The sequence below is a fragment of the Methylobacterium sp. Leaf125 genome (assembly GCF_001423085.1).
Classification (GTDB): Bacteria; Pseudomonadota; Alphaproteobacteria; order Rhizobiales; family Beijerinckiaceae; genus Methylobacterium.
The window spans coordinates 151,313-173,739 of record NZ_LMNU01000004.1; the positions used below are offsets into that span (position 1 = coordinate 151,313).

Sequence of the window (22,427 nt, forward strand, 5' to 3'; positions counted from 1 at the left end):
CCTGATGCGCGCTTCAGAGGAGCCAGATGAGTGGCAGTAAAGATCAGGGCTCCAGAACAACCATTCGCGATTAGACGATAACGCTGCCGTTTTTGCGTCTATTTTTACGTACCGCAGCGGGACAACGAGGAAAATCAAACCTTTGGTTCTTTGAATAACGAAAAATGATTAGAGACTTCGAGCGGGCACGGGCAGATGATCCACGCCGCGGCGGTGTGGATTCGGCGCAGGCGCCAGCGCGACCCGCCGCGTCCGGCGGATCGCTGCGGGCGGCTCGGGGCTCGGCTCCGGAGCGGCGCCGGCGTGCCGATCCGGGCACGGCCGCGCGGACCCGTGTCTCAGGTGCTCAGGTTCAGGCGGTAGCGGTACGCGTCGCCGCGGAACAGGCCCTCGACATACTCGATCATCACCGAGTCGCCGTTGTAGCTGTGGCGCTTGATCAGCAGGCAGGGGAGGGGCTGGGCGAAGGCGAAGATCTCGCATTCGGCCGCATTCGGCATCGTCGCCTCGACGGTCTGCTCGCAGCGCACGAGGCGGCCGCCGGGGTGCTCGGCCAGGAAGGCGTAGACCGAGCCGGAGAGGTCGCCGGTCTCCAGGGCGGGCACGGCCCGGAGGTTGTACCAGGCCACCTCCCGGGACATCGGCACGCCGTCGCCGGAGCGCACGCGGGTCAGCCGCAGGAACGGGGCCGTGGAGGGCAGGCCGAAGATCGAGGCGATCGAGCGGTCCTCGGTGACCGCCCGCTCCAGGATGCGGGAGGAGGGGATCTTGCCGAGCTCCCGCATCTCCTCGGTGAAGCCCTTGAGGCGGTCCATGCCCGGGCGCACCGGCTCGGGGCGGTGGCGCACGAGGAAGCCCGAGCGCCCGCGGGGGACGAGCAGGTCCTCGTCGCTGAGCTCGGCATAGGCGCGCTGGACCGTGACGCGGCTGACCCCGAGACTGTCGGCCAGTTGTCGTTCGGCCGGCAGGATGACGCCCGGCGGCAGCGAGCCCGACAGGATCAGCTCGCGCAGCTGGCCCTCGATCTGCCGGTAGAGCGGCATGGCGGTGTCGCCGCGCAGCCGCAGCAGGGACAGCACCGAGGGGCGATCACCGGCCGCGAGATCCGGCGCGACATCGCCGTGTATCGTCCGATTTCTAGGGCGCACGTCCGACCGACCTCCGGTAGGGATGCTTATATCGGATCAGCCCGGGGTGCTCCATGCGGGTCTTCGTCATCGGCAGCTTCGTGATCGCCTGCTCGGTCAAGGTCGCGCGGCTGCCGCAGGCGGGCGAATCCCTCGCGGGCTCGGCCTTCCGCGCCGAGCCCGGCGGCAAGGGCTTCAACCTCGCCCTGGCCGCGCACCGGCTCGGCGTCCGGGTGGACGGGCTCTTCGCCGTCGGCGAGGACGTGTTCTCCCCGGTGGTCCGGTCGACCTTCGCGCAGGTGGGCTTTCCCGACACCATGCTGGTGCCGCGGGCGGGCTCGACCGGGGCCGGCGTCGCCTTCGTCGATCCGGCGGGGGAGAACTGCCTCGCGGTCTGCCTCGGGGCCAACCTCGCCCTGACGGCGGCGGATGTCCGGGCCGCCGCCGCCCGCGTCGAAGCCACCGACCTCGTGGCGGCGACCTTCGAATCCCCGGATGCGCCCATCCGCGAGGCCTTCGCCCTGGCCCGGGGGCGGGGCCGGCCCACCCTGCTCAACCCGTCGCCGATGCGCCCCCTCGACCCCGCGATCCTGGCCGACACCACGATCCTCGTGGTCAACGGGGTCGAGGCGGCGGAACTCGGCCTCGGCGCGGCCGAGACCTTGGAAGCCATCCGGACCGGGACGCGCGCCCCGACGCCGGCCATCGCCGCCCTCCTCGACCGCGGCCCGGCCTGCCTCGTGGTGACCCTGGGAGAGCGCGGCGCGATCGCGTTCCGCCCCGGCCTGCCGCCCCTGCGCCAGCCGGCCTTCGCGGTGACGGCGATCGATACGGTCGGGGCAGGGGACGCCTTCGCGGCCGGCCTGATGGCGGCCCTGCTGGCGAAGGCCCCCCTCGATGCCGCCCTGCGACGCGCGGCGGCCTGCGGGGCGCTGGCCACCGGTCAGTTCGGAGCCTTCGACGCCTTCCCGACCGCCGCCGCCCTGGACGCCTTCCTCGAAGCCTTCCCGGACGCCGCCGGGCCGGACGCCGCCTCTTCCGGTGCCGGCCTCAGCACGGGACCGACGGCCCGCTGAACAGCGAGAGCGAGGCGACGATGCTCAGGAGCTCCGCCTGCCGCTTGGTCCCCGTCTTGTTGAAGATCGAGGTGAGCTGGGTACGCACCGTGCTGGTCTGCACGCCGACGCTCTCCGCATAGGTCTGCAGGCGCAGCCCCCCGGCCAGGGCCTGGAGCAGGCGCGCCTCCGCCGGGGTCAGGTCGAACAGCAGGTGGAGGAGGCCGTCATCCGGCGCCGCCCGGACGCCGACCTCCACCAGGATGAGCAGCACCGCCGAGGCGTCGAAGACGTCGCCGGGGTGCCGGTCGAAGCGCAGGATATGGGCGATGTGGGCGCGGTGGTCGGCGTAGCTGCGCACCGGCATGGTCTGGGCCGTGCGCCGGCCGGCGACCACGTTGGCGATCGCGTCCTGCAGGAGCTTGCTGTTGGCCAGGCTCTTGAACAGCAGGCCGCCGTGCTGGCCCGAGGGCAGGACCTCGTCCCGCTCCTGCAGGCGGGCATTCATGGTCAGGACCCGGCCCGAGGCCGACAGGACCGCCGCCGGCAGCCCGATCCGGCTGAGGGCCGTGGTGGTGGTGCGGGCGCGCTCGGAGCCGAATTGCGCGCTGAGCTGGCAGGCGCGGACGAGATGCGGCCGCAGGGCGTCGAGGCGCGGCAGGAGGCCGGCCTCGTGCGGACCCGACTCGGCCCGGCGCTCGGCCGTGACGATCGCCACGTCGCCGGTGGGGAGGGGGATCGTCGTGCCCACCTGCCAGAACGGTTCGTCGACCCGGCAGGCCCGGCCGTCATAGGAGCCCGGCAGCAGGTCGACGTCGCGGACGAAGCTGCCATGGGCGAGGGCGCGCCACTGCGCCGTGCGCCCGCTGCCGCGCCCGGTCGCGGCGTCGGTGTGATGCCGCAGGCGGCGCTCGAGGGCGGGGGAGGCGATCCAGCGCGGCGTGCCCGCGGGCGGCAGCACCATGAGCACGCCGCCGTCGGAATGCGCGGTCTCTCCGAAGCATTGGAGCACGTCCGGCCAAAGTTCCGGCGTGCCGGCCGCCTCGTAGATCCGGTCGATTAGAGCTTCCCGCACCGGCCCGCCCCATCAGTGATCTGTCTGATCTTGATAAGACCAATATCAGTCCAAAACCGGCAGCGGTATCCTCCGAATGGGGGATGCCGCCGGCCCGACGGGGGCGCGGGAACGTCGGCGGCGGCCTCCATACAGGGCCGAGGCCATGGCGGGCGGGATCCGGCCGGCGTCCGGAACGGCGGCAAGCCCCTGGCAGGACAGGTCTTTCCCGATGGGACGCCAGCGCCGTGCGGGGTCCGCGGCGACCGGAGCGGCGGCGGCCACGCCATCCGCCGTCCGGTGGATGCCCGGCCTCCCGGCCTGCCTAGACTGTCGGTGTTTCGGAGGATCCAGCCATGAAGATCTTATGCGCCGGCGTCATCATCATCCTGTCCTGCACGGTGACCTGGGCGGACGAACTCAACGACTTGCCCGATCTCGCCTGCGCCCAGGCCTCCTCGGCCCTGGAGCGGGCTCAGATCGGGTGCCCGGAGGCGAGCCGCGCCCCCGTCGCGCCCCGCGCGGACCTCGTCCCCCTCGACCGCGCGGAGGACGATTAGGCGCCCCGCCGCGGGCGCCATGGGCGTCCTCGTCACGGCCCTGCTGACCGGCGCGAGCCTGGGCCTGTCCATCGCCGCCCCCATCGGCCCGACGAGCCTGCTCTGCATCCAGCGCACGCTCGCGGGCGGCCTGCCCACCGGCCTCGCCACCGGGCTCGGCGTCGCGACGGTCCACCTGACCTACGGAACCCTGGCGACAAGCTGGGGCGCCGGCTTGCCGGCGGCCTGGTCGAACGCGGCCCTGCCCTCCCTCGTCTCGGGGGCGGTGCTGCTGGCCGTCGCCATCCGGGTCCTGCGCCGCGTCGCGGTCCTGGGCCTGCCGGGCGCGGGGCACCGCAGCCTGGTGGCCAGCTACGGCAGCGCCATCGGGCTCGCCCTGGCGAACCCGATCACCCCCGTCCTGTTCCTGGCCGCCCTGCCGGCCCTGCCGGTCCCAGGCAGCGCCCCGCTCCCGCTCCTGGCGGCGGGCGTGTTCCTGGGGTCGTTCGGCTGGTGGATCACCCTCAACACGGCGGTCGCGCTGTTCCGGCGCGGCCTGACCAGCCGCACCCTGAACCGGGTGAACCGGGCCGCGGGCCTCCTCCTCGCCGTCCTGGCGGTGAGCCTCCTGGCCAGAGGTCTGGCCACGGGGCTGGCCAGCGGCACGGCCGGCGATTCAGCGGCCGGCCTGGATCGGGCCTCGTCCTGCGCGCGGGCCGGGGCGCATTAATGTTCCGCTCGCGTCTACCGGTAAACCGGGGGCAGCTTTGGCACCCCGGTTGGGAACCCGTCCGACATCACGCTGAAGCGCGCGCCTGAAGGCTCGCCCAAGCGGATTCTGACTCATGCACCCTCATCCGTTAGCGGACATCGTTAGCTCAAGGCGCGCCGGCCTCCACATAGGGCCGCGAGACCATAAGTCGAAGAAGGATTGTGCGTCATCGGCCACTCACGTCATCGATATAATATTCGTGGAGCGTGAGAGCTGCACGATGCACATACAAATTGAGGGCTTTACTCCCTCTCGAACCCCACATCAAAGAGATCTGATCAACAAGCTTATATGCTCGAGCTTTTGGCAACCTGTATAACTTTGCGAAATTACACGAGAAAGATCCAATCAGAATTGCTATGGCCACTGGTGCATCCAATCAGCCTTGAAACATCAAGGATGTATCGACCCTCGTCGAGGCGGTGGTTCACACTGTGGGTAAGCGAGGCGCGTCGAAAAAAACAGCTTGTGGTATAGCGACTGTCGCAGCAGATTGTCTTGCGGGAAATTTCTGGTTTCGCCGCGATCACTATGCATCTCTAGAGAGTGGACATGGCAAGACCAAGCGGCATCCATCTATCAAACATCGAGGCCCAAATAGTTCTTGGAATGGTAAATCGAGGCGATAGGGCCCATGATATATCTGCATGGTTTGGAGTAAACCAAGGTCGAATTGCTGAAGTTAAGGACGGATCTCACGGCAGCTTGACCATGGCCGAGGCCGCGTCCCTGCCTCCATCTGGGCCCCCCGGCATCAAGGGTCGCCGTATCCATGCGTCTGTTGTGAGCGCGCTAGGGATTCTGAGCACCAAAGGAGAGGATGGCCTCGAAGAGGCCATCAAAATCCTTCAAAAAGCTAGAGAAAGATTTGACGCTAACGAAGCTTAATCGGAGCTACCACTGCCATGTCAGATTGAAGGACAGGGTAATCGGACGGTCTTTCCAGAGCCTTCCGACATGGGGGCACCCACATCAGACGGGGCTCATAAGACCCGTCTTTTTCCCATACAAACCATGCGTAGCCAGTGGCTGTTGAAGCTTTTCGGTCAAGGCGACCTTTAACCATCGGAACTCGTTCAGTGAATTGAGCGAATTTTGTCACAGGCATATCGCGAAAAATATTCTCATATCGACCGCGACTTTCAAGAAAAACGGTTCTTGCAAGCATCGCTACGCCCTTTCTTGCGACGCGCATCGATCGAATGATGAATTCTTCAGCCAATCTGAATGGCGGATTTGTTATGACCCAATCGCAGGAATTGGTCTCATACGGGTATGTCAAATAATCTCTTATGTCGCTGTAACCATACCAATACGCATCTGATGCCTTAACTTCCCCGAAATATTCATTCAAAACCTTAGCCATATGCCCTGCACCACAAGCTGGCTCTAAACAGGACATCTCCTTTAATCCGGCTTTATTATCTAGAACATGCTCTAATAATGCTCGGGTTGCCCATGGCGGCGTGGGGAAATCGTCCGCGCTATCGTTTGGCTCAATCCTTTGTGCGGAAACCGCGTAGGACTGATACTTCATCGTTCTAATTGGTTTTTCCGACACTTTATCACACGCTAAATTTTGAACCCTGTCTCTGATCTAACATGGTGGCAGCGCAGGCAGAAGGCGACGTAAAGGCAGGGCTGCGACCACTGGCATTCGGACTCAACGTGAGCTTTCGCGCCGACTAGAGTCCAAATTGAAGCACCACTTCACGTCGCACACGTCGCACTGACCGCGTTCCCAAGGGCGGGGCGCGGTTTGTTAAGCGCTTCCGGCCTTACTGGTCGGGGCGGACGCAGCCTCCGGCCGCCCGGGCCGTGGCCGTCCGCGTGGCCCCCGGTCCCCCGGAGCGGGCCTGGTGCGTGGGATCCGAATGGCCATGACGGGACGGTGCAGAGCCGTGGTTTCGCCCCTCGGCGCAGGGCGCGCCGAGTTCGCGGCCCTAGTGGGCTCCGATGCGCGCCTGCTCGCCTTCGCCCGGCGCGCCGCCCTGATCCTCGTGCCGCTGACCCTCGGCGTCGTCGCCCTGCTGTACGGCACCGGCCCCACGCCGCGGCGCAACTGGCAGGGCGACGGGCTCGGCGTGGATTTCAGCCAGATCTGGGTCGCCGGCCGGGCGGCGCTGGAGGGCCGCGCCGGGGAGCCCTACGACCTGCCCGTGCATCTCGCGAACCTCAAGGCCGCGTTCGGGCCGGATTGCCGCTTCGCCTGGCACTACCCGCCGGTGTTCCTGCTGCCGGCCGCCGCCCTGGCGGTGTGGGAGCCGCAAGCCGCCTTCTGGCTCTGGACCACGCTGTCCGTCGGCGTGTTCGCCTTCGCGATGCGGATCGCGGCCGGGCACCGCGACGGCGCCTGGATCGCGCTCGCGCATCCGCTCGTCTTCTGCACGCTCGTCTACGGCCAGAACGGCCTGTTCACCGCCGGGTTCCTGACGCTGGGCGCGACCTGGGTGGACCGGCGCCCCTGGCTGGCGGGGCTGTGCTTCGGGCTGCTCTGCTACAAGCCGCACTTCGCCGTGCTGGCGCCGCTCCTGCTCCTGGCCACGGGCCGCCGGGCCTGCCTGGGCGCCTGCCTCGCCACCATGCTCGCCCTGGTCGCCGCCTCCCTGGCGGCGTTCGGCCCGGCCGCCTGGATCGGCTTCCTGCAGACCCTCGGCACCACGAACCAGATCATCCTCCGGGACGCCGGGGCGGGCCTCGACATCAACGTCAGCGCCTTCGGCGCGGTGCGGCTCGCGGGCGGCGCGATGGCCGCCGCCTGGGCCTTCCAGGGCCTCGTCGCCCTGGCCGCGCTGGCCCTCGCCCTCCGGAGCTGGCGCGGGCCGACGCCGGCGCCCCTGCGTTCCGCCGCCCTGCTCGCCGCGGTGCCGCTGCTCTCGCCCTACGTGCCGGTCTACGACCTCGCGCCCCTGGTGCCCGCGACCCTGTTCCTCGTCCTGGCGGCCCGGGAAGCCGGGGGCCTGGGCTGGCCGGAGCGGGCCCTCCTCTGTGCCACGCCCCTGTTCGCCCTGCCGAGGGTCGTCGCCGACCTGACGAGCCTGCCCCTCGGGCTCGGCTTGGCGCTGGCCGTGCTCGCCTGCGTTGCCCTCCGGGTGATCCGGCCCGACGCGGCCGCGACGCGCCCCGGTCCGTGGACGGCTCCGCGGCCGGGCGACCTGGAACACTTGGAACGCTTGGGACACTTGGAACGCCTGGAGCCGACGCGCAGGGCGTGAGACCCGAACGGTCCATCCCCCGGACCCGCCCGAGGCGGGACCGTGCCGCAGCGCCTGGCCTCGCCCGGCCGGACACCGGCGGGCTCGCCCCTGCCGTCCGGTCCTGTCTCCGGGCTCGTGGCCACGGAAGGCGTCGGTCGGGTCGGGTTGGGTCGGGTCGGGTCCGTCCGGGGCGCGGCGGTCCCTCCCGTGTTCCGCCTGGATCCGGCGCGATCGTCCCGGACGCCGGCGCGGGCGATGGCCGGGACGATGGCGGATGTTCGCGGGTGGGCGTGCGCCGCGAGAGACGATCCGCTCCGGGACGGGCAGCGCGCGGGGCGTTCGATCCGCGAGCGCGCGACCCGTCCGCGCCTGGCGCGGGGTTGCGGCGGTCCGGACACCGGCCCGTAAGCCGCATGTGCGGGGCGCCGCGAGCACTCCCGAGCGCACGCTTCGGGGCGCACCCCCGGCCGGGACCGCCGCGGCCTGCGCCGAGATCCGGGGATCGCCGGCTCTGGAGGGGGTCCGCGCGTCGGACCGGCTCGGGCTGGCCCCGGCAAGATTGGGCGCCGAGGTCGTCGGGGAGGGCAACGGCATTCGGCCCGCCCCTGGGCCGGGCGGGCCGTCTGGTCCGGGGCCGGAGGCCGGGCAGGCCGGCCTCGCGATAGCCCCCTGAGCCGGGCCGCAGCGCCTCAGACGATGTGGAAGTCGTTCATCACCAGCTGGTCCTTCTGGACACCGAGGAGCGTCACGGTGTCGTGGGCGATCGTGGTCAGCACCACGTCGTTGCCGACGTCCCGCGCCGACCAGATCGGGTTGTCGTGCTGGAAGGCGCCCGCATCGAACTGGAGCACGTCGTGCAGCGAGCCCGTGCCGGCGTTGAAGCCCGAGATCGTGTCGTGGCCGAAGCCGCCCTTGAAGACGAAGGTGTCGGCGCCGGCGCTGGTGAAGTGGTCGTCCGACGCGGAGGACCCGACCGTCACGCCGCGGGCCAGGACCGTCACGTCGTGACTGCCGTCGCGGTGCATCGCATCGGCGTAGAGGGTGCGCCCGGCGGCGTCGAAGGCCGTCCCCAGCGAGGCGTGCGTCGCGTCCTGCGGCGTGAAGTCGAACACCATCTTGGCGATCGACGCGCCCGCCGCGTACTTGATGATCTGCTCGTCCAGGACGCCGCCGACGTAGCTCTCCGTGGTCGTCGAGCCGTCGGCGCCGGTCTTGAGCGTCGAGACGAGGTGCCCGTCGGCGTCGGTCCGCTCGATCGCGACGAGCTTTCCGGCCGCATCGTAGGACGCGTGGGTGGCGGTGTAGGCGAGACCCTTGAGGCCGTACTGGAACACCTCCTTGCCGAGGACGTCGCCCGGGGCATGGGTGACCGTCTGCGACGTGACCGCCGCGCCGTCATAGACCGTCGCCACCGCCGACTTGTCAGCGTGGACCTCGGTGATCGCGGTGACGTGGCCGGCGGCGTCGACCGTGACGGTCTTCGCGCTGCCGTCGGTGCCGGCGACGGTGGTCGATGCCAGGACGCCCTTGGCGTCGAAGGAGCGCGTCGTCGTGGTGCCGTCCGCGTCGCGCACCGCCTGGTAGTCCAGGGTGCCGTCGGCGTGGCTGCGGGTCGAGAGCACGAGGTTTCCGGCCTTGTCGTAGCCCTGGTAGGTCTCGACGTAGCTCTTCCCGGTGACCCCGTACTGGTGCACTTCGCGGGCATAGGCCGCGTCGGCCCCGCTGTGGACGACCACCTCTTTGGTGAGGCTGCCGTCCTTGTAGGAGCGCGTCACCACGTCCTGCAGGGTGCCGGCGGCATCGTAGGACGAGACGGTCTGGTTGTCGGGCGTGCCGCTCTTCACTTCGAAGCTGTAGCCGTCCCCCTTGATCGCCTTGAGGGCGGCGCCGTAGCGCTCGACGTACTGGGCCACGCGCCCGGCCGGCACGGTGAGGACATGGCTGTCCGTGAGCCAGACGCCGGCCAGCCCGGCCGTGGCACTGATCGTCCCGATCTGCTTCACGAACTCCGCGCTGGTCATGACGAAGGCGGAGACGCTGTCGGAGTTCTGGCTCATGAGGCCGGCCTCGGTGAGGGTCGAGGCGCTGAGCTTGTGCGGACCGGCTGCGAGGCCGGCCGTCTTGAAGCTGTAGGTGCCGTTGGCCGCGGCCGTCGTCGTGCCGATGAGCTGACCGTTGTCGTAGATCATCACGGCCGAGCCCGCGAGGGCCTCGCCCTTCAGCACCGCCACCAGGGCCCCGCCGACCATCTGGGTCGACGCCGTCGGCGCCGGGCCCATCACGGGGCCGATGCCCGCATGGGCGCCGCCCTGCACCATGGCCAGGGTCGGCGCCGGCTCGCTGCCGAGGCCGAGGGCCGGGGCGAACTTGGTGTCGACCCAGGTGTCGGCCACGTATTCGAGCTTCGTCTGCTTGCCCGAGGCATCGTACCAGCGGTGGATGCTGCCGTAGGTCTTGCCGGAGATCCCGAAGTCCCAGGCCTCCTTGGTGCCGTCGGCGTGGGTGATAACCTCCCGGGTCTGCACGCCGCCGACGAAGGTCTTCACGTCGTTCGACTTGTCGGCCAGCACGATCTTCTCGGAGGCGAGGCGCTGGGCGGTGTCGTAGATGCGGGTGCGGGTCGAGCCGTCCGTGGCCAGCCAGGTGATGGTGTCGAACGAGCCGTCCGCCCGGGTCTTGAACTCGGTCAGCAGCTGGTTCGTGGCCGAGTAGCTCTGGTGCAGGGTGACGTAGGACTGCCCGGCGATGTTGTAGGTAAAGTTCTCCTTCATGACCAGGCTGCCGGCGGCGTGGGTCACGAACTCGTTCGTCAGGACACCGTTGGTGAAGACCTGCGTGTCGGTCGACTTGTCGGCGTAGGTGGTGGTTTTGTTCGTGACATCGCCGGCGGTGTTGTAGTTGCTGACCACCGTGACGCCGTCGCTGCCGGCGAGATTGGTGGACTTGAGCTTGCCGGCGGCGTCGTAGACCTTGGTCAGCGTTCCGCTGGCATCGACCTTGGACCAGTAGTCCGGGGTGCCGTCCGCGTGGCTGCGGGTCGTGAGCACGACGTTCCCGGCCTTGTCGTAGGCCTGGTAGATGGTCGTGTAGCTCTTGCCGGTGATGCCGTACTGGTAGACTTCGCGTGCGTAGCTGGCCGCATCGCTCGCATCGACGAAGGTCTCGCGCAGGAGAACCCCGTCCTTGGTCAGGGCCGTGTAGCTGCTGACCAGCGTGCCGCCGGCGTCGTAGCGCGACAGGGTCCGGTTGTCGGCCGTGCCGCTCCAGAACTGGAACTGGTATCCGCCGTCGATCTTGGCGAGCACATCCTTGTCGAGGGCGTTCATGCTCTGCATCTGGGCGAGCGAGGACACCGTGAAGACGTGCTTGTCCGTCAGGTAGACGCCCGCCAGGTCCGCCTTGGCCGCGATCGCATCGATGCGCCCGAGGATGTCCGCCGAGGTGCCGACCTCGACCACGACCTCCGCCGACACCTTGCTCAGGTGGCCCGCGGCGTCGGTGGCGGTGGCGGTGAAGACGTTGCTGCCCGCGGTGACGCCCGCGACCTTGATGACGTAGGTCCCGTCGGCGCCGCTGACGCCCTGGGCGACGAGCTGTGAACCGTCGTAGATCTTGACGATCGCGCCGGCCGGCGCGCTGCCCTTGAAGGTGGCGCCGACGGTCCCGTCCTTGGCCACGGCGCCGGTGACGAGGGCGAGGGTCGGCGCCGCCGCCGCCGCGACATAGGCCGCGCCCGCCNGATCGTCTCGGCGGCGGGCGAGCGGTAGATGCCCTCCTTCCAGTAGACGCCCTTGGTGTCGGCGTAGCCCATCGGGCCGGTGTAGTCGGCGATGACCTGGCCGTCGCGCACGACCACGAGCCGGCCGGCGCCGGTGGGGTCGAACACCGCCTTGATGTCGATGTCGTAGGTGTGGCCGCGCTGGATGTCCTGGGTGTCGAGGTAGACCGCCTTCTCGACGATGGTTCCGCTGGCGTCGCGATAGCGCACCATCACGGACATCTTCTCGCCGACCATGTTGATCGACATGCCGGGAGGCGCGCCGGCCTGGCCGTCGGTGGCATCCTGGATCAGCTGGCCGAAGGCGAGCCAGCCCTTGGCGGTGTTCGCCGCGACATGCCGGGAGGCGCGCCGGCCTGGCCGTCGGTGGCATCCTGGATCAGCTGGCCGAAGGCGAGCCAGCCCTTGGCGGTGTTCGCCGCGCCGGGCTCGAGGGTGAACTTGTAGGCGATCTCGGCCGGGACGCCCTGCTTGATCAGCTCGCGGCTGGACACCTCGGAGCGCTCGGCCCCGTTCCGCTGCTTGTCGTACCAGTTGCTGTCGCCCGAGCGGACCTCGAAGCGCAGCGTGTTGTTGTCGGTGGAGGTCAACGCGTAGGAGGCGTTGGTGTCGTAGGAGTAGCCCGAACCGGCATTCAGAACGTCGTAAACGTCGTTGCCGAGCCCCATCAGATAATAGATCGGGCTGCCTGCCTTCCAATCCTTCGCGTCGACAATGACCGCGCCCATCCCGTCCTCGCACCCTGATCTGAATTGACCTGATGCATGCGTTGTATCCGTCGAGTTAATACATTCTATTCCCCTCAGTAGCGCAATTCTTGTGTTTGATTTGAAATTTCATTTACCTTTCCAAGGCGTATCAAAACTTCATCGGCATCCACCTCCCGTACAGGACGGCCTCGGCCGCGACGGCACGGGCGCTGGCGCCGGAGCCCCCATGGAGCGGGTGAGACCCGCGCCGGGGCGGCCCGACACGCCAAGGGGGGCTTCGATCGCCCCGGTTCGCGGTCCACCCCTCAGGCCTTCGCCGACCGGATCGCCCGCCGGGCGACGATCACCGAGAGGATTCCGTTCACCACCGCGATGCCGAGCATCAGGTCGAGGAGGACGTCGAGGCCGAACCAGTCCGTGAGGTAGCCGCAGGCCAGGGGCGTCGCCGCCTGCCCGAGAAGGGGCAGGCGCGCGAGCCGGCCCATGACGGCCGCGTAGTCGTCCTGGCCGTAGAGGGTGAGGGGGAGGGTTCCCCGCACCACCGTGCGCATGCCGTTGCCCGCCCCGTAGAGGACGATGGCGAGCCAGGCGAAACTCGGCGCCGTGGCCAGGATCAGGAGGCCGAGCCCGACGCTCCCGCTCGAGACGAGGAGCGCCCAGGCCGGATGGGCGCGACGCCCGAAGACGAGTTCGAGGATGCGGGCTCCGACCTGGGACGGCCCGATGAGCGCGCTCAGGGCCACGGCCGCACCGGCGGAGACGCCCTTGGCCTGCAACAGCAGCAGGAGTTGCACCGAGACCGCCGTCATGATGACCGCCGCGCTCGTGAACGTCACGGCGAGGAGGTGCTCGCCCGGAAGGCGAGCCGGCCCGGTGGGTTTCGCGAGCGGCGTCGCGCCCACGGCCGGCGGAGGGAGGACGGCAGCGCTCCGCTCCCGGCGGGGGAGGGCCCAGGCGAAGAGCGGCGCCACCACCAGGACCGCGAGCACGGCGTAGACGACGCAGGTGCCGCGCCATCCGACCTGGACGACGAGGAAACGCGTCGCCGGCCAGCACACGGTGATGGCAAAGCCCGACGCGATGGCGATCTGGGTCATCGCCCGGCGGGCCGAGGCACCGTAGGCCTGCCCGATGGCGGCGAAGAGCGGATCGTAGAGGGCCGCCGCCATGCCCGCGCCGATGACGGCCCAGGCGAGGAGGAAAATCGGCAGGTTCGGGGAGACCGCCATCAGGATCTGGCCCGCGGCGATGACCAGGGATCCGGCGACCAGGACGGTCCGGCCGCCATGACGCCGGATCATCCGGCCGATCCAGGGTGAGAGGACCCCGGAGATCAGGATCGCGAGTGACAGGGCACCCACCACCATGCCCTGCGGCCAGCCCGTGGACTGGACGATGGGATCGGCCAGCACGGCCAACAGGAAGAACGAGCCGCCCCACAGGACGATCTGGGTCAGGCCGAGGGCGACGTTGCCTGGCAGGGTCGGTCCGGCGACTGTTGCCGGAGGGGGCGCCGGAGACGTCTTCGGCAAGGGTGTTCGGGACACGGGTGTTCTGGACAAGGGGGCTCTGCTCCGCATTGCGGGCAATCCATCGTCGGGCCTGACAGGATCGCGGTCTGGCGGTTTCTTCGGGTGGCCGAGCTGTATCCCACCCGGATGTCGCGCGCGACGCGATCCGCCACGACGGCCCGGATGGTGTCTCCGACGAAACCCGGTGCGCGGCCCATCGGCCGAGCGGCGGAAGCGGGTGTCCGGGACGGGGGCGGATCGACCAGCGGCGAGACCCGCGCGCACTGGAACACGGCTCCCCCGTGGCCGAACCGCTTCGCGATGCTGCCGGCGTCTGCTTCCGCGGGGGTCTTCTTCCCAGGGAGTCTTCATCCAAGGGGGTCTTGGTCCGGCGGAGTCTTGGTCCGACGAAGGCTTGGTCCGGCGGAGTCTTCGTCCCGCGGAGGCTTGGTCCAGGAGGGCCATGCGGGCCCGGCTTGCCGAGGAGAGCCCGCGCCGGCGGTGTCCCCGTTCCTTGCCATCGGCGCATCGCCCGATGGGGTGCTGCCGGTTCTTCCTCCGGAACGGCCCCGCCCAGGGTGGAACCGGCCCGCCTGTGGAAGCCGCTCCGATGCAATGAACGCGGAGCGCCTTCCCACGTTGGTAACCCTGAACCTCCTTATCATAGAGCAAATTGCACGGGCATGAGCCAACCTCCAGACGCCTCCGCCCGCTACGCGCTCATCGTGGACGACGATGGCCTGATCCGCATGGATATCGCCGACATCCTCGAAGACGCCGGATTTCTGACCTTCGAGGCGTGCGATGGCGACACAGCCATCGCCTTGCTGGCGGACAAGTTCGAACAGGTGGTGCTGCTGTTCACCGACGTTCAGATGCCCGGGACGCGCAACGGCTTTGCCGTCGCCCGGGAAACCGCACGCTGCTGGCCCCACATTTCCATCGTGGTGGCCTCCGGGCATGTGCAGCCGGGTCCGGATGAAATGCCTGAGGGAGCCGTCTTTATCGGTAAGCCTTTCACCGCCGGCATGGTGCACGACCATCTCACCGAGATTTTACCCGATGGGAACAAGCCCGAGCCGCTGCGTCAAAGGACTTGATGCACCAGAGCCGCGCGGTTCCTGCACGCGAAATGGGCATCATGCTCGCGGAAATCTGAATACCTCCGCACCGTGCCCAGTGGTAGATGCGTGGCCACGGCACGACGCTACTGCTAAGTTTCACCTTGTCGCGGTAATGGCGCGTTAGGTGGCCCATGCATCTCTGTGCCTCGACTTCGGAGGGGCGGGACATGGCGGCTGAGCAGGCTGCTCGCGCTGATGGATTTCTTGCCGTCAGCGACGAGATCATTGATGGTTGCTACTTGGTGATGATGGTTTGCCCACGCGGCAGCGTGCTGGTCATCACCAAGTTCGATGCCCAGAGCGACGACGCGGCGCTCGTGGTGGCCCAGGGCATGCGCAACGAGCACGCCGTGGAACTCTGGCAGGGCGTGCGCTTCATCGAGCGCTTCGATCCCGTGGCCCCGTAGGGCGGAGCGGTCCGTGCCGGGCGGACCTTCCGGCACGCTGGCGGAAGGCCCTGCCAAGCGCCTCGCGCCCGGACGCTCGGCAACACGGTCGTGACGTGGACGGACGGGTCCCGATTCCCTCGCTGTCGCGCGCGGACTTCGCGGCCGGGATCGGAGCTGCGTTTCGGAAGCGTCTCGGTTCGAAAGCCTCTCTTGGGTCGGGGCGTGCGCAGCGCCGGATCGCGCTTAGGCGGGTCCTGCGGCGGGCGTGCCACAGGCGTAGCAGAAGCGCTCGAACGTGCTCTTGCGACGGGTGCAGGCCGGGCAACGCTCGAAGACCCCGATGCCGCAATGCGGGCAGAAGTTCGCCTCCGCATTGGTGAGATCGATCGGCCGTTCGCAGCCGGGACAGACCTTCTTGGCGAGCCGCAGCAGAGCCTGGTCGGTCGCGATCTCCGTTCGGCGCTCCTCGTTCGGCCGCGCCTCGGCCGCCTTCTGGCGCGCGTTGTAGGCCTGCAGCGCGTTGATCGCGGCGCGGCCGACGACGAGGGTCAGGATGACCCCGACGCCGTATTGCACGTAGCCGCCGTAGCTCGGCAGGTAGGGAACGAGCTCGACGAAGAAGGCGAAGGCGGCCGCGAAGGCAAAGCCCCAGACGAAGGGCCAGTTGCGCGTGCGCCGCCGCTTCAGCAGCAGCCATCCGGCCAGGGCGAGCAGCGGGAGCGTGAGGGCGAGCCGATAGCCGAACACGCGCAGCTCCTGCTCCCGCTCGGCCGCATCGAGCTTCGCCTGGGCGGTTGCGCGCAGTTCCGTATCGACCCGCTCCTGCGCGTCTTCGCGCTCCGAGAGGGCAAGCTGTGCGCTCGCCCGCTCCTCCAGGCGCTCCTCGATGGCGCGCTCCGCACTCTTGAGGGTGTCGAGCTGCTGCGTGCGGGCAATCAGTCCGGGATCCTGGTCGACCCGCTGCGTGGCGTCGCGGGTCTTCAGCCAGTTGGCGAAGGTTTCCTGCGCGGCCTCGGACGCGGCGCGCGCGGCCGCAAGGGCAAGCTGGTCCTGTTCGGTCCGGCGGCGGCTGTCCGCCTGCTCGCGCCTGATCTCCCGCAGGGCCTCCGCGGCCGGGCGCGCCTGATCGGCATCGAGGAACTGGTCGAGGCTGTAGCGATGCTCGACCTGGGGGAGGTCGCCGACCACGAGGGAGCCGAGACCGATCAGGAACCAGGCGAAGAGGAACGCCACCAGCCAGAGCACGAGCGTGAACCAGCGTTCGGAGAGCCTGCGACCAGATGCCATTTCAGTAACCTTGCTCGGGCGTGACGGGCCTGCATCCGCCGATGTGCGGCACCGGCCTCGCCGACACGCGCGTCTCGGGATGCCCGCAGCGTTCCGAGCGCATCGGAACGGCCCTTGATCTCGCAGGAGACATCGGCCCTGTCACCAACGATCTGCAGCCGATCTCAGCCCGGGCGCACCCGGCTCTCGTCCTTCCGGCACGATTCCGGAGCGCGGACGGAGCGGTTGTCGGCGCAGGACGACGTCGCCTTCCGGCTCGTGCGGTGAAGGTCCTCCCGAGCTCTCCGGCGATGCGCGGACGTCGCGTCTCGCCAGCCTTCCGAGACCGGAGACCGCGCCCCGCCCTGTGCCGAAGCGGCCGGCCGACGCAGGGCCGACGCAGGGCCGACCAGGAGAAGCCGGCCTGACGCGTCAGGTCGCCGGCGGAGCCGCAGCCCCGTTCTCCAACGCCTCCAGGTAGGCCCGCAGCAGCGACGCCCGTCCCGGCCGGAAGCTGCCGCCCGCGACCCGGGCCTCGACGATGCGGTCGACCCGGAACATCCGGAACGCCTCGCGCAGGCGGCACCAGGCCAGAACGACCAGCCGCCGCTCCGTGTACACGAGCGCCAGCGGCAGGATCGTGCGCTGCGTGGCCGCGCCGTGTTCGTCCGTGTAGCGGATGGCGAGCGCGTCCTCCCGCCAGCACGCCTGCCGGATCAGCCCGAGGCCCGGCACGGGGAGATAGCGCGCGTCGGGGCGGTAGACCTTCGACACGGCGTGAAACAGCTGCTGCTCGCGGTCGTCCGGCAGGGTTGCGGCGACCTTGGCCACGACCGAGGCCGCGGCCGCCGCCAGGTCGGGGTCGCCCATGCGACACACCTCCGCCATGCCGAGGGCCAACGCCTCGATCTCCAGGCGGTCCAAGGTTTGCGGCGGCAGCGCGTAATCCTCGGTCAAGCGGTAGCCGTAGCCCCGCTCGCCGTCGATCCGGGCCCCGGCTGCCCGCAGGCTCTCGATATCCCGGTAGAGCGACCGCACCGAGACGCCGGTCTCCTCGGCGAGCCGTGCGGCGGTCACGGGGGCGGGCAGGGTGCGCATCGCTTGGAGGAGACGGAAGAGGCGGTCGCTCCGGGCCATCACGCTACTGCCGGTTTCTGTCAGGTCGGGGTTGGTACATCCCGGTCGCCAGGCAGGACAACACGTCCCGCGCATCGGAGACCGCCATGAGTGTCCAAACCACGACCCATCTCAACTTTCGCGGCCAGGCCCGCGAGGCCCTCGACTTCTACCGCTCCGTCTTCGGGGGCGAGCGGACGATCGTCACGTACGCAGACCTCGGGGCGACGCAGGACGCGGCGCAGGCCGAGCAGGTGATCTGGGGCCAGGTGGCGTCCGATCAGGGCTTCCGGATCATGGCCTACGACGTGCAGCCGGAGAAGCCGTGGCACCCCGGCGAGAACGCGGTCTACGTCTCGGTCCGCGGCAGCTCGGCCGCGGAGATCACCGCGCACTGGGAGACGCTGCGCGCGGGCGCGTCGATCCTGCAGCCGCTCGGCGCCTCGGCCTGGTCCCCGCTCTACGGAATGCTGACGGATCGCTTCGGCGTGACCTGGGTCCTGGACGTCATGGTCGCCTGAGCTCCCGGTTGGCGGACGACCGCAGATTCGTCCGCCGTCCCGCACCGGGGCCGCGGGGGCGCCCCCGTGTCGGTCGCGTCGGTTGCGAAACCGGCGGCGTCGGGGAACCGCGAACGCGCTTCCCGGGCGGCGATCGGCCCCGAACGGGTACGGCTTTTGCATGCCGATCGGCGACAGGCGACGTGCGAGACCCTCGCACGTCCCTCGCTGCAGGCCGCGCAATGAAGCGTGGCCGGATGAGGGCCTCGGCCCAGCCCGTCCGGCGAGCTTTGCAGAAGCCCGAACAGGAAAAGGACCCGATATGGCCTATCTCGCCCCTGCTGAGTTCGTCACCAAGATGGTGGATGCAGGCGAATCCAAGATCTTCATGTCGACCCGCGACACCATCATTCGCGCCTACATGGCCGGCGCGATCCTGGCCCTCGCCGCGGTCTTCGCCGTCAGCATCACGCAGCAGACCGGCATTCCCATCCTCGGCGCCGCCCTGTTCCCGGTCGGCTTCTGCATGCTCTACCTGCTGGGCTTCGACCTGCTCACGGGCGTGTTCGTCCTGGCTCCCCTCGCGCTCCTGGACCGCCGGCCCGGCGTGACCTGGGCGGGCGTGTTCCGCAACTGGGGCCTCGTCTTCCTCGGCAACTTCCTCGGCGCGCTCACCGTGGCCCTGATGATGGGCTTCGTGTTCACGTTCGGCTTCACGGCGCCGGCCGACAAGGTCGGTGAATTCATCGCCCATATCGGCGAGCGGCGCACCGTCGGCTACGCCGCGCACGGCGTCGGCGGCTGGTTCACGATCTTCATCCGCGGCATGCTGTGCAACTGGATGGTCTCCACCGGCGTCGTCGGCGCGATGATCTCGACCACGGTCAGCGGCAAGGTGATCGCCATGTGGATGCCGATCATGCTGTTCTTCTACATGACCTTCGAGCATTCCGTGGTGAACATGTTCCTGTTCCCCTTCGGCCTGCTCATGGGCGGCCAGTTCTCGATCGGCGACTACTTCTTCTGGAACGAGATCCCGACTGTGCTCGGCAACCTCGTCGGCGGCCTCGCCTTCACCGGCCTGACTCTCTACACCACCCACGTCCGGACCGCCCCGAAGCGGACCGTCGTCAACGCGGAGCGCCGCCTCGCGGCCTGAGCGCCGACTCGGCGGTCGCGCCCCGCGCCGCACGGTGCCGGGCGCGACCGCCGGGATCTGCCGATGCCTTCGCCTCTGATCCTCTCCCTCGGCCAGGCCAGCGAGCGCGGGCGCAAGGAGACCAACCAAGATTTTCACGGCGCGCGCGTGCCGGAAGGCGCCGCGCTGGTTCTGCGGGGAAGCGCCATCGCCCTCGCGGACGGAATCGGCAGCAGCCCGGTCAGCCACGTCGCGAGCGAGACGGCGGTCCGGAGCTTCCTGTCCGATTACTACGAGACCCCCGAGACCTGGTCGGTGAAGACGGCGGCCAGCCGGGTCATCGCCGCGACGAATTCGTGGCTTTTCGCCGAGACCCGGCGCAACCGGCACCTGCAGGATCCCGAGGGCTCCCGCGATCGGGGCTACGTCACCACCTTCAGCGCCCTCGTGCTGCGGTCGCGCACCGCCCACATCTTCCACGTGGGCGATGCCCGCATCGCACGCGTGGGGCAGCGCTCGCTCGAAGTCCTGACCGAGGACCACCGCGTCGTCCTCTCCGCCGACGAACCCTATCTCGGCCGGGCGCTCGGTGCCGCCGCCCATGTCGAGATCGACCACCACGCGGTGGCGATCGAGGGCGGAGACGTCTTCGTCCTGACGACGGACGGCGTGCACGAGCACGTGCGGCCGGAGGCGATCGTCGCCGCGATCGCGACACATGCCGGCGATCTCGACCGGGCCGCCCGGGAGATCGTCCGCCAGGCCTACGACAACGGCAGCGGCGACAATCTCACCGTCCAGATCGTGCGCGTCGAAGCCGTGCCCGACGGCGCGCTGGACGAACTCTCGGGCCGGATCGACGCCCTGCCTCCGGCGCCGCTCCTCGCTCCGCCGACCACGTTCGACGGCTACCGCGTGCTGCGAACGTTGCATGCGAGCCACCGCAGCCACGTCTACCTGGCGATCGATGCGGAGAGCGGGCGCAACGTCGCCCTCAAGGTGCCGTCGACGGAGTTGCAGACCGACCCGGCCGGCCTGCAGCGGCTGATGATGGAAGAGTGGATCGCCCGGCGGATCGACAATCCGCACGTGTTGAGCGCGCCGCCCCAGACCCGGCGGCGCAGCCACCTCTACACGGTCATGGACTACGTCGAGGGCCGGACGCTCGCCCAGTGGCTGAGCGACACCCCGGAGCCGGACCTTGAGGAGGTGCGGCGCCTCGTCGAGCAGATCGCGGTCGGCCTGCGCGCCTTCCACCGCCGTGAGATGGTCCACCGCGACCTGCGCCCCCACAACATCCTGGTCGACGCCGCGGGCACCGTCCGGATCATCGATTTCGGCTCGACCCGGATCGGCGGGCTCGCGGAGGACGATGCGTCCGTCGACGACACGGTGCTGGGCACCGTGCAGTACACCGCGCCGGAATGCCTCGCGGGACGCCCCGCCACGCCGCAATCGGACATCTTCGCGCTGGGCGTGATCGCCTATCAGATGCTCACCGGACGCCTGCCCTACGGCGCGCGCGCGGCCCAGGCCTTCAGCGAAGCCCGGGCCCGGCGCCTGCATTACGTCTCCCTCGCGGCGGCGCGCGCGGGCCTGCCGGCCTACGTCGATGCGGCCCTGCGGAAAGCGGTGCACCCCAATCCGGCCCAGCGCTACGAGGTTCTCTCGGCGTTCCTCCACGACCTGCGCCACCCCAACCCGTCGCTGCCCGGCCTCCGGCGAGCGGCGCTGCTGGAGCGCGATCCGGTGCTGTTCTGGAAGCTGGTCTCGCTCGTCCTGGCGGTGGCCGTGGTCTGCCTGTCCGTGCGGCTGGCCGCCTGAGCCGGCGCGTCGCCCGCGCGGGGACGGGACCGGTCGGGTTTGCCGCACCGGGGTTGGACCGGGCGATCCGCCGGAGAGATGTCTGCGCGAGTCGCCGGCGCGATCCGATCGAGGCCGAGCCAACGATCCGGATCGAGATGGACATCGCAGCGCGTCGGCAAGCAATCCGCAGCGCGGAGGCCAGCGAACGCTCACCGTTTCCGCGTCGAAAATCCGATGGCGCACGGGCCTGCGCCTCGGACCCCATCCCGGACGGCCGCCCGTGCGCGAAACCGGCTCGCTCTTTCGGGCCCGATGCTCTCACCTCGCCGCCGCGTAGGACTGTCGTTTCAGCACCTTAGGATGGGGGCGCCTCTGATGACCGCCATCCGGCCGAGATACCCGGCACACCCGTTCCGGGTGATACTGATATCATCATCGATCTTTGAAATAGGAATGGGATCCAGATTGACACAAGCGAACACAAACCTAAGGTGATGTCGAATAAAGCGTCCTCAGCACATTTTGGAAGACGCCAGAGATTTGGGTCAAGAACGTAAACTTGACACGCCGTGGCTGCTCGAGACGTCACCTTGAGGGACTCGGCCAGAGGCTTCGGTTCAGACCTATGCGCGCCAAGCCCGCATAGTCTCCCCTCGAGATGAAACTGAGCGCAACAACATGCTGCCGACGGATGACGAAACCGATCTCTTATCCGCCCTCGACGTCAGCGTGACGCAGAAGACGAATTGTAAGGATACAGCCGGGGCAATAGAGCTCTACGAAGCCGCCTTCCGGAAGCATCCCGCGTTGATTCAAAAACGCGGCCTGGACAAGCTCGGTTTACTCATTCAGCACGACACAAACCGTGCAAAACCATTCGCTGAAAATCTCATTCGACATGCGTTTTCAGACAACCAGCCGAAGAAAACCCTGATCGGCCTCATGATCGCAAACGACGAGATCAACATCTCAAGGATGCAGGGGAGAGCGACGGATCGAGATCTTATTGTTTTTGCCTATGACGTTCTCACTGAGCAGCATCTGCTGTTCGATGAAAAAACATCGCCCCATTTGCATATGTATGTTGATGCAAGCTTGGCTCGGCTGCTCGTGGATCTGGGTCGCACAGACGATGCCCGGATCCACCGTGATACGGCAAGGCAACGCGCATTGAAGCTCAACGATACGCATATGATAAAGATACTGGACGATTTCGAATTTTGATTGATCGATAGGATCGCGCGATAGGATCAATTCCGAGCCCATCCGATAATATCAAGACTCCGTTATATATCGCGAATGATTCCAATACCTCGCGCGCGCGTTCGGCGTGCAACCCGCGCCG

General features: G+C 68.5%; 17 protein-coding genes. 10 read left to right on the forward strand and 7 right to left on the reverse strand.

The features are described 5' to 3' along the window. Positions 1-338: 338 nt before the first annotated feature. Positions 339-1,043, reverse strand: coding sequence for a GntR family transcriptional regulator (locus ASF58_RS07750; RefSeq protein ID WP_244477226.1), 705 nt, complete (start codon positions 1,041-1,043; stop codon positions 339-341). A gap of 158 nt (positions 1,044-1,201) precedes the next feature. Between ASF58_RS07750 and ASF58_RS07755 the strand changes: the two genes are divergently transcribed. Further along, entirely contained in the window at positions 1,202-2,203 is a 1,002-nt protein-coding gene (locus tag ASF58_RS07755; RefSeq protein ID WP_082512908.1) for a PfkB family carbohydrate kinase, read from the forward strand. On the opposite strand, the gene ASF58_RS07760 is transcribed toward ASF58_RS07755, so the two are convergent. Then, positions 2,178-3,257, reverse strand: a complete 1,080-nt coding sequence (locus ASF58_RS07760; RefSeq protein ID WP_055949881.1) for a transcriptional regulator — start codon at positions 3,255-3,257, stop codon at positions 2,178-2,180. The two genes, ASF58_RS07755 and ASF58_RS07760, sit on opposite strands and share 26 nt — an antisense overlap. A gap of 335 nt (positions 3,258-3,592) precedes the next feature. On the opposite strand from ASF58_RS07760, the gene ASF58_RS07765 reads away from it, so the two are divergent. Both ASF58_RS07765 and ASF58_RS07770 read left to right on the forward strand, forming a co-directional pair. Then, positions 3,593-3,796, forward strand: a complete 204-nt coding sequence (locus ASF58_RS07765) for a hypothetical protein (RefSeq protein WP_055949884.1) — start codon at positions 3,593-3,595, stop codon at positions 3,794-3,796. A gap of 19 nt (positions 3,797-3,815) precedes the next feature. Beyond that, a complete protein-coding gene (locus ASF58_RS07770) occupies positions 3,816-4,505 on the forward strand; it encodes a LysE family transporter (RefSeq protein WP_055949889.1) in 690 nt (229 codons plus the stop codon). Between the two features lie 916 nt (positions 4,506-5,421). Here ASF58_RS07770 and ASF58_RS24810 read toward each other — a convergent pair. Further along, entirely contained in the window at positions 5,422-6,084 is a 663-nt protein-coding gene (locus tag ASF58_RS24810) for an SAM-dependent methyltransferase (RefSeq protein ID WP_082512909.1), read from the reverse strand. A 364-nt stretch (positions 6,085-6,448) separates the two neighbouring features. Here ASF58_RS24810 and ASF58_RS07775 point away from each other — a divergent pair, with 364 nt between their 5' ends. Further along, positions 6,449-7,762, forward strand: a complete 1,314-nt coding sequence (locus ASF58_RS07775) for a glycosyltransferase family 87 protein (RefSeq protein WP_244477220.1) — start codon at positions 6,449-6,451, stop codon at positions 7,760-7,762. 4,050 nt (positions 7,763-11,812) lie between these two features. Here the strand turns inward: ASF58_RS07775 and ASF58_RS27000 are convergent. Together ASF58_RS27000 and ASF58_RS07790 are read right to left on the reverse strand one after the other, a co-directional pair. Next, a complete protein-coding gene (locus ASF58_RS27000; protein WP_055949893.1) occupies positions 11,813-12,250 on the reverse strand; it encodes a hypothetical protein in 438 nt (145 codons plus the stop codon). A gap of 287 nt (positions 12,251-12,537) precedes the next feature. After that, a complete protein-coding gene (locus tag ASF58_RS07790; protein ID WP_055949896.1) occupies positions 12,538-13,764 on the reverse strand; it encodes an MFS transporter in 1,227 nt (408 codons plus the stop codon). Positions 13,765-14,426: 662 nt separating this feature from the next. Between ASF58_RS07790 and ASF58_RS07795 the strand changes: the two genes are divergently transcribed. Next, complete coding sequence (locus tag ASF58_RS07795) at positions 14,427-14,843, forward strand: response regulator (protein WP_055949899.1); 417 nt, start codon at positions 14,427-14,429, stop codon at positions 14,841-14,843. 191 nt (positions 14,844-15,034) lie between these two features. Further along, positions 15,035-15,274, forward strand: a complete 240-nt coding sequence (locus ASF58_RS25655) for a hypothetical protein (protein WP_156375577.1) — start codon at positions 15,035-15,037, stop codon at positions 15,272-15,274. A gap of 225 nt (positions 15,275-15,499) precedes the next feature. On the opposite strand, the gene ASF58_RS07800 is transcribed toward ASF58_RS25655, so the two are convergent. Next, positions 15,500-16,543 carry a zinc ribbon domain-containing protein gene (locus ASF58_RS07800; RefSeq protein ID WP_055949902.1) on the reverse strand — a complete coding sequence of 348 codons (1,044 nt, stop codon included), beginning with the start codon at positions 16,541-16,543 and terminating at the stop codon, positions 15,500-15,502. 411 nt (positions 16,544-16,954) lie between these two features. After that, positions 16,955-17,659 (reverse strand): YafY family protein, encoded by a 705-nt coding sequence (locus ASF58_RS07805; protein ID WP_055949904.1) that lies wholly within the window; start codon positions 17,657-17,659, stop codon positions 16,955-16,957. A gap of 86 nt (positions 17,660-17,745) precedes the next feature. Here ASF58_RS07805 and ASF58_RS07810 point away from each other — a divergent pair, with 86 nt between their 5' ends. The 4 genes from ASF58_RS07810 (at position 17,746) to ASF58_RS07825 (ending at position 22,306) form a co-directional block, all read left to right on the forward strand. Further along, the gene (locus tag ASF58_RS07810) at positions 17,746-18,159 is read left to right on the forward strand and encodes a VOC family protein (protein WP_055949907.1); all 414 of its coding nucleotides are present in this window, start codon (positions 17,746-17,748) and stop codon (positions 18,157-18,159) included. A 301-nt stretch (positions 18,160-18,460) separates the two neighbouring features. Then, positions 18,461-19,297: a formate/nitrite transporter family protein gene (locus ASF58_RS07815; protein WP_055949910.1), complete on the forward strand. Its 837-nt coding sequence runs from the start codon at positions 18,461-18,463 to the stop codon at positions 19,295-19,297. A 63-nt stretch (positions 19,298-19,360) separates the two neighbouring features. Next, complete coding sequence (locus ASF58_RS07820) at positions 19,361-21,100, forward strand: bifunctional protein-serine/threonine kinase/phosphatase (RefSeq protein WP_055949912.1); 1,740 nt, start codon at positions 19,361-19,363, stop codon at positions 21,098-21,100. Positions 21,101-21,760: 660 nt separating this feature from the next. Next, positions 21,761-22,306, forward strand: a complete 546-nt coding sequence (locus tag ASF58_RS07825; RefSeq protein WP_055949915.1) for a hypothetical protein — start codon at positions 21,761-21,763, stop codon at positions 22,304-22,306. The last annotated feature ends 121 nt before the right edge of the window (positions 22,307-22,427 follow it).

Coding starts and splice junctions, on each gene's coding strand:
- ASF58_RS07750 (WP_244477226.1), bottom strand. CDS start 1,043: ATGCCGCTCTACCGGCAGATCGAGGGCCAGCTGCGCGAGCTGATCCTG.
- ASF58_RS07755 (WP_082512908.1), top strand. CDS start 1,202: ATGCGGGTCTTCGTCATCGGCAGCTTCGTGATCGCCTGCTCGGTCAAG.
- ASF58_RS07765 (WP_055949884.1), top strand. CDS start 3,593: ATGAAGATCTTATGCGCCGGCGTCATCATCATCCTGTCCTGCACGGTG.
- ASF58_RS07770 (WP_055949889.1), top strand. CDS start 3,816: ATGGGCGTCCTCGTCACGGCCCTGCTGACCGGCGCGAGCCTGGGCCTG.
- ASF58_RS24810 (WP_082512909.1), bottom strand. CDS start 6,084: ATGAAGTATCAGTCCTACGCGGTTTCCGCACAAAGGATTGAGCCAAAC.
- ASF58_RS27000 (WP_055949893.1), bottom strand. CDS start 12,250: ATGGGCGCGGTCATTGTCGACGCGAAGGATTGGAAGGCAGGCAGCCCG.
- ASF58_RS07795 (WP_055949899.1), top strand. CDS start 14,427: ATGAGCCAACCTCCAGACGCCTCCGCCCGCTACGCGCTCATCGTGGAC.
- ASF58_RS25655 (WP_156375577.1), top strand. CDS start 15,035: ATGGCGGCTGAGCAGGCTGCTCGCGCTGATGGATTTCTTGCCGTCAGC.
- ASF58_RS07800 (WP_055949902.1), bottom strand. CDS start 16,543: ATGGCATCTGGTCGCAGGCTCTCCGAACGCTGGTTCACGCTCGTGCTC.
- ASF58_RS07805 (WP_055949904.1), bottom strand. CDS start 17,659: ATGGCCCGGAGCGACCGCCTCTTCCGTCTCCTCCAAGCGATGCGCACC.
- ASF58_RS07810 (WP_055949907.1), top strand. CDS start 17,746: ATGAGTGTCCAAACCACGACCCATCTCAACTTTCGCGGCCAGGCCCGC.
- ASF58_RS07815 (WP_055949910.1), top strand. CDS start 18,461: ATGGCCTATCTCGCCCCTGCTGAGTTCGTCACCAAGATGGTGGATGCA.
- ASF58_RS07820 (WP_055949912.1), top strand. CDS start 19,361: ATGCCTTCGCCTCTGATCCTCTCCCTCGGCCAGGCCAGCGAGCGCGGG.
- ASF58_RS07825 (WP_055949915.1), top strand. CDS start 21,761: ATGCTGCCGACGGATGACGAAACCGATCTCTTATCCGCCCTCGACGTC.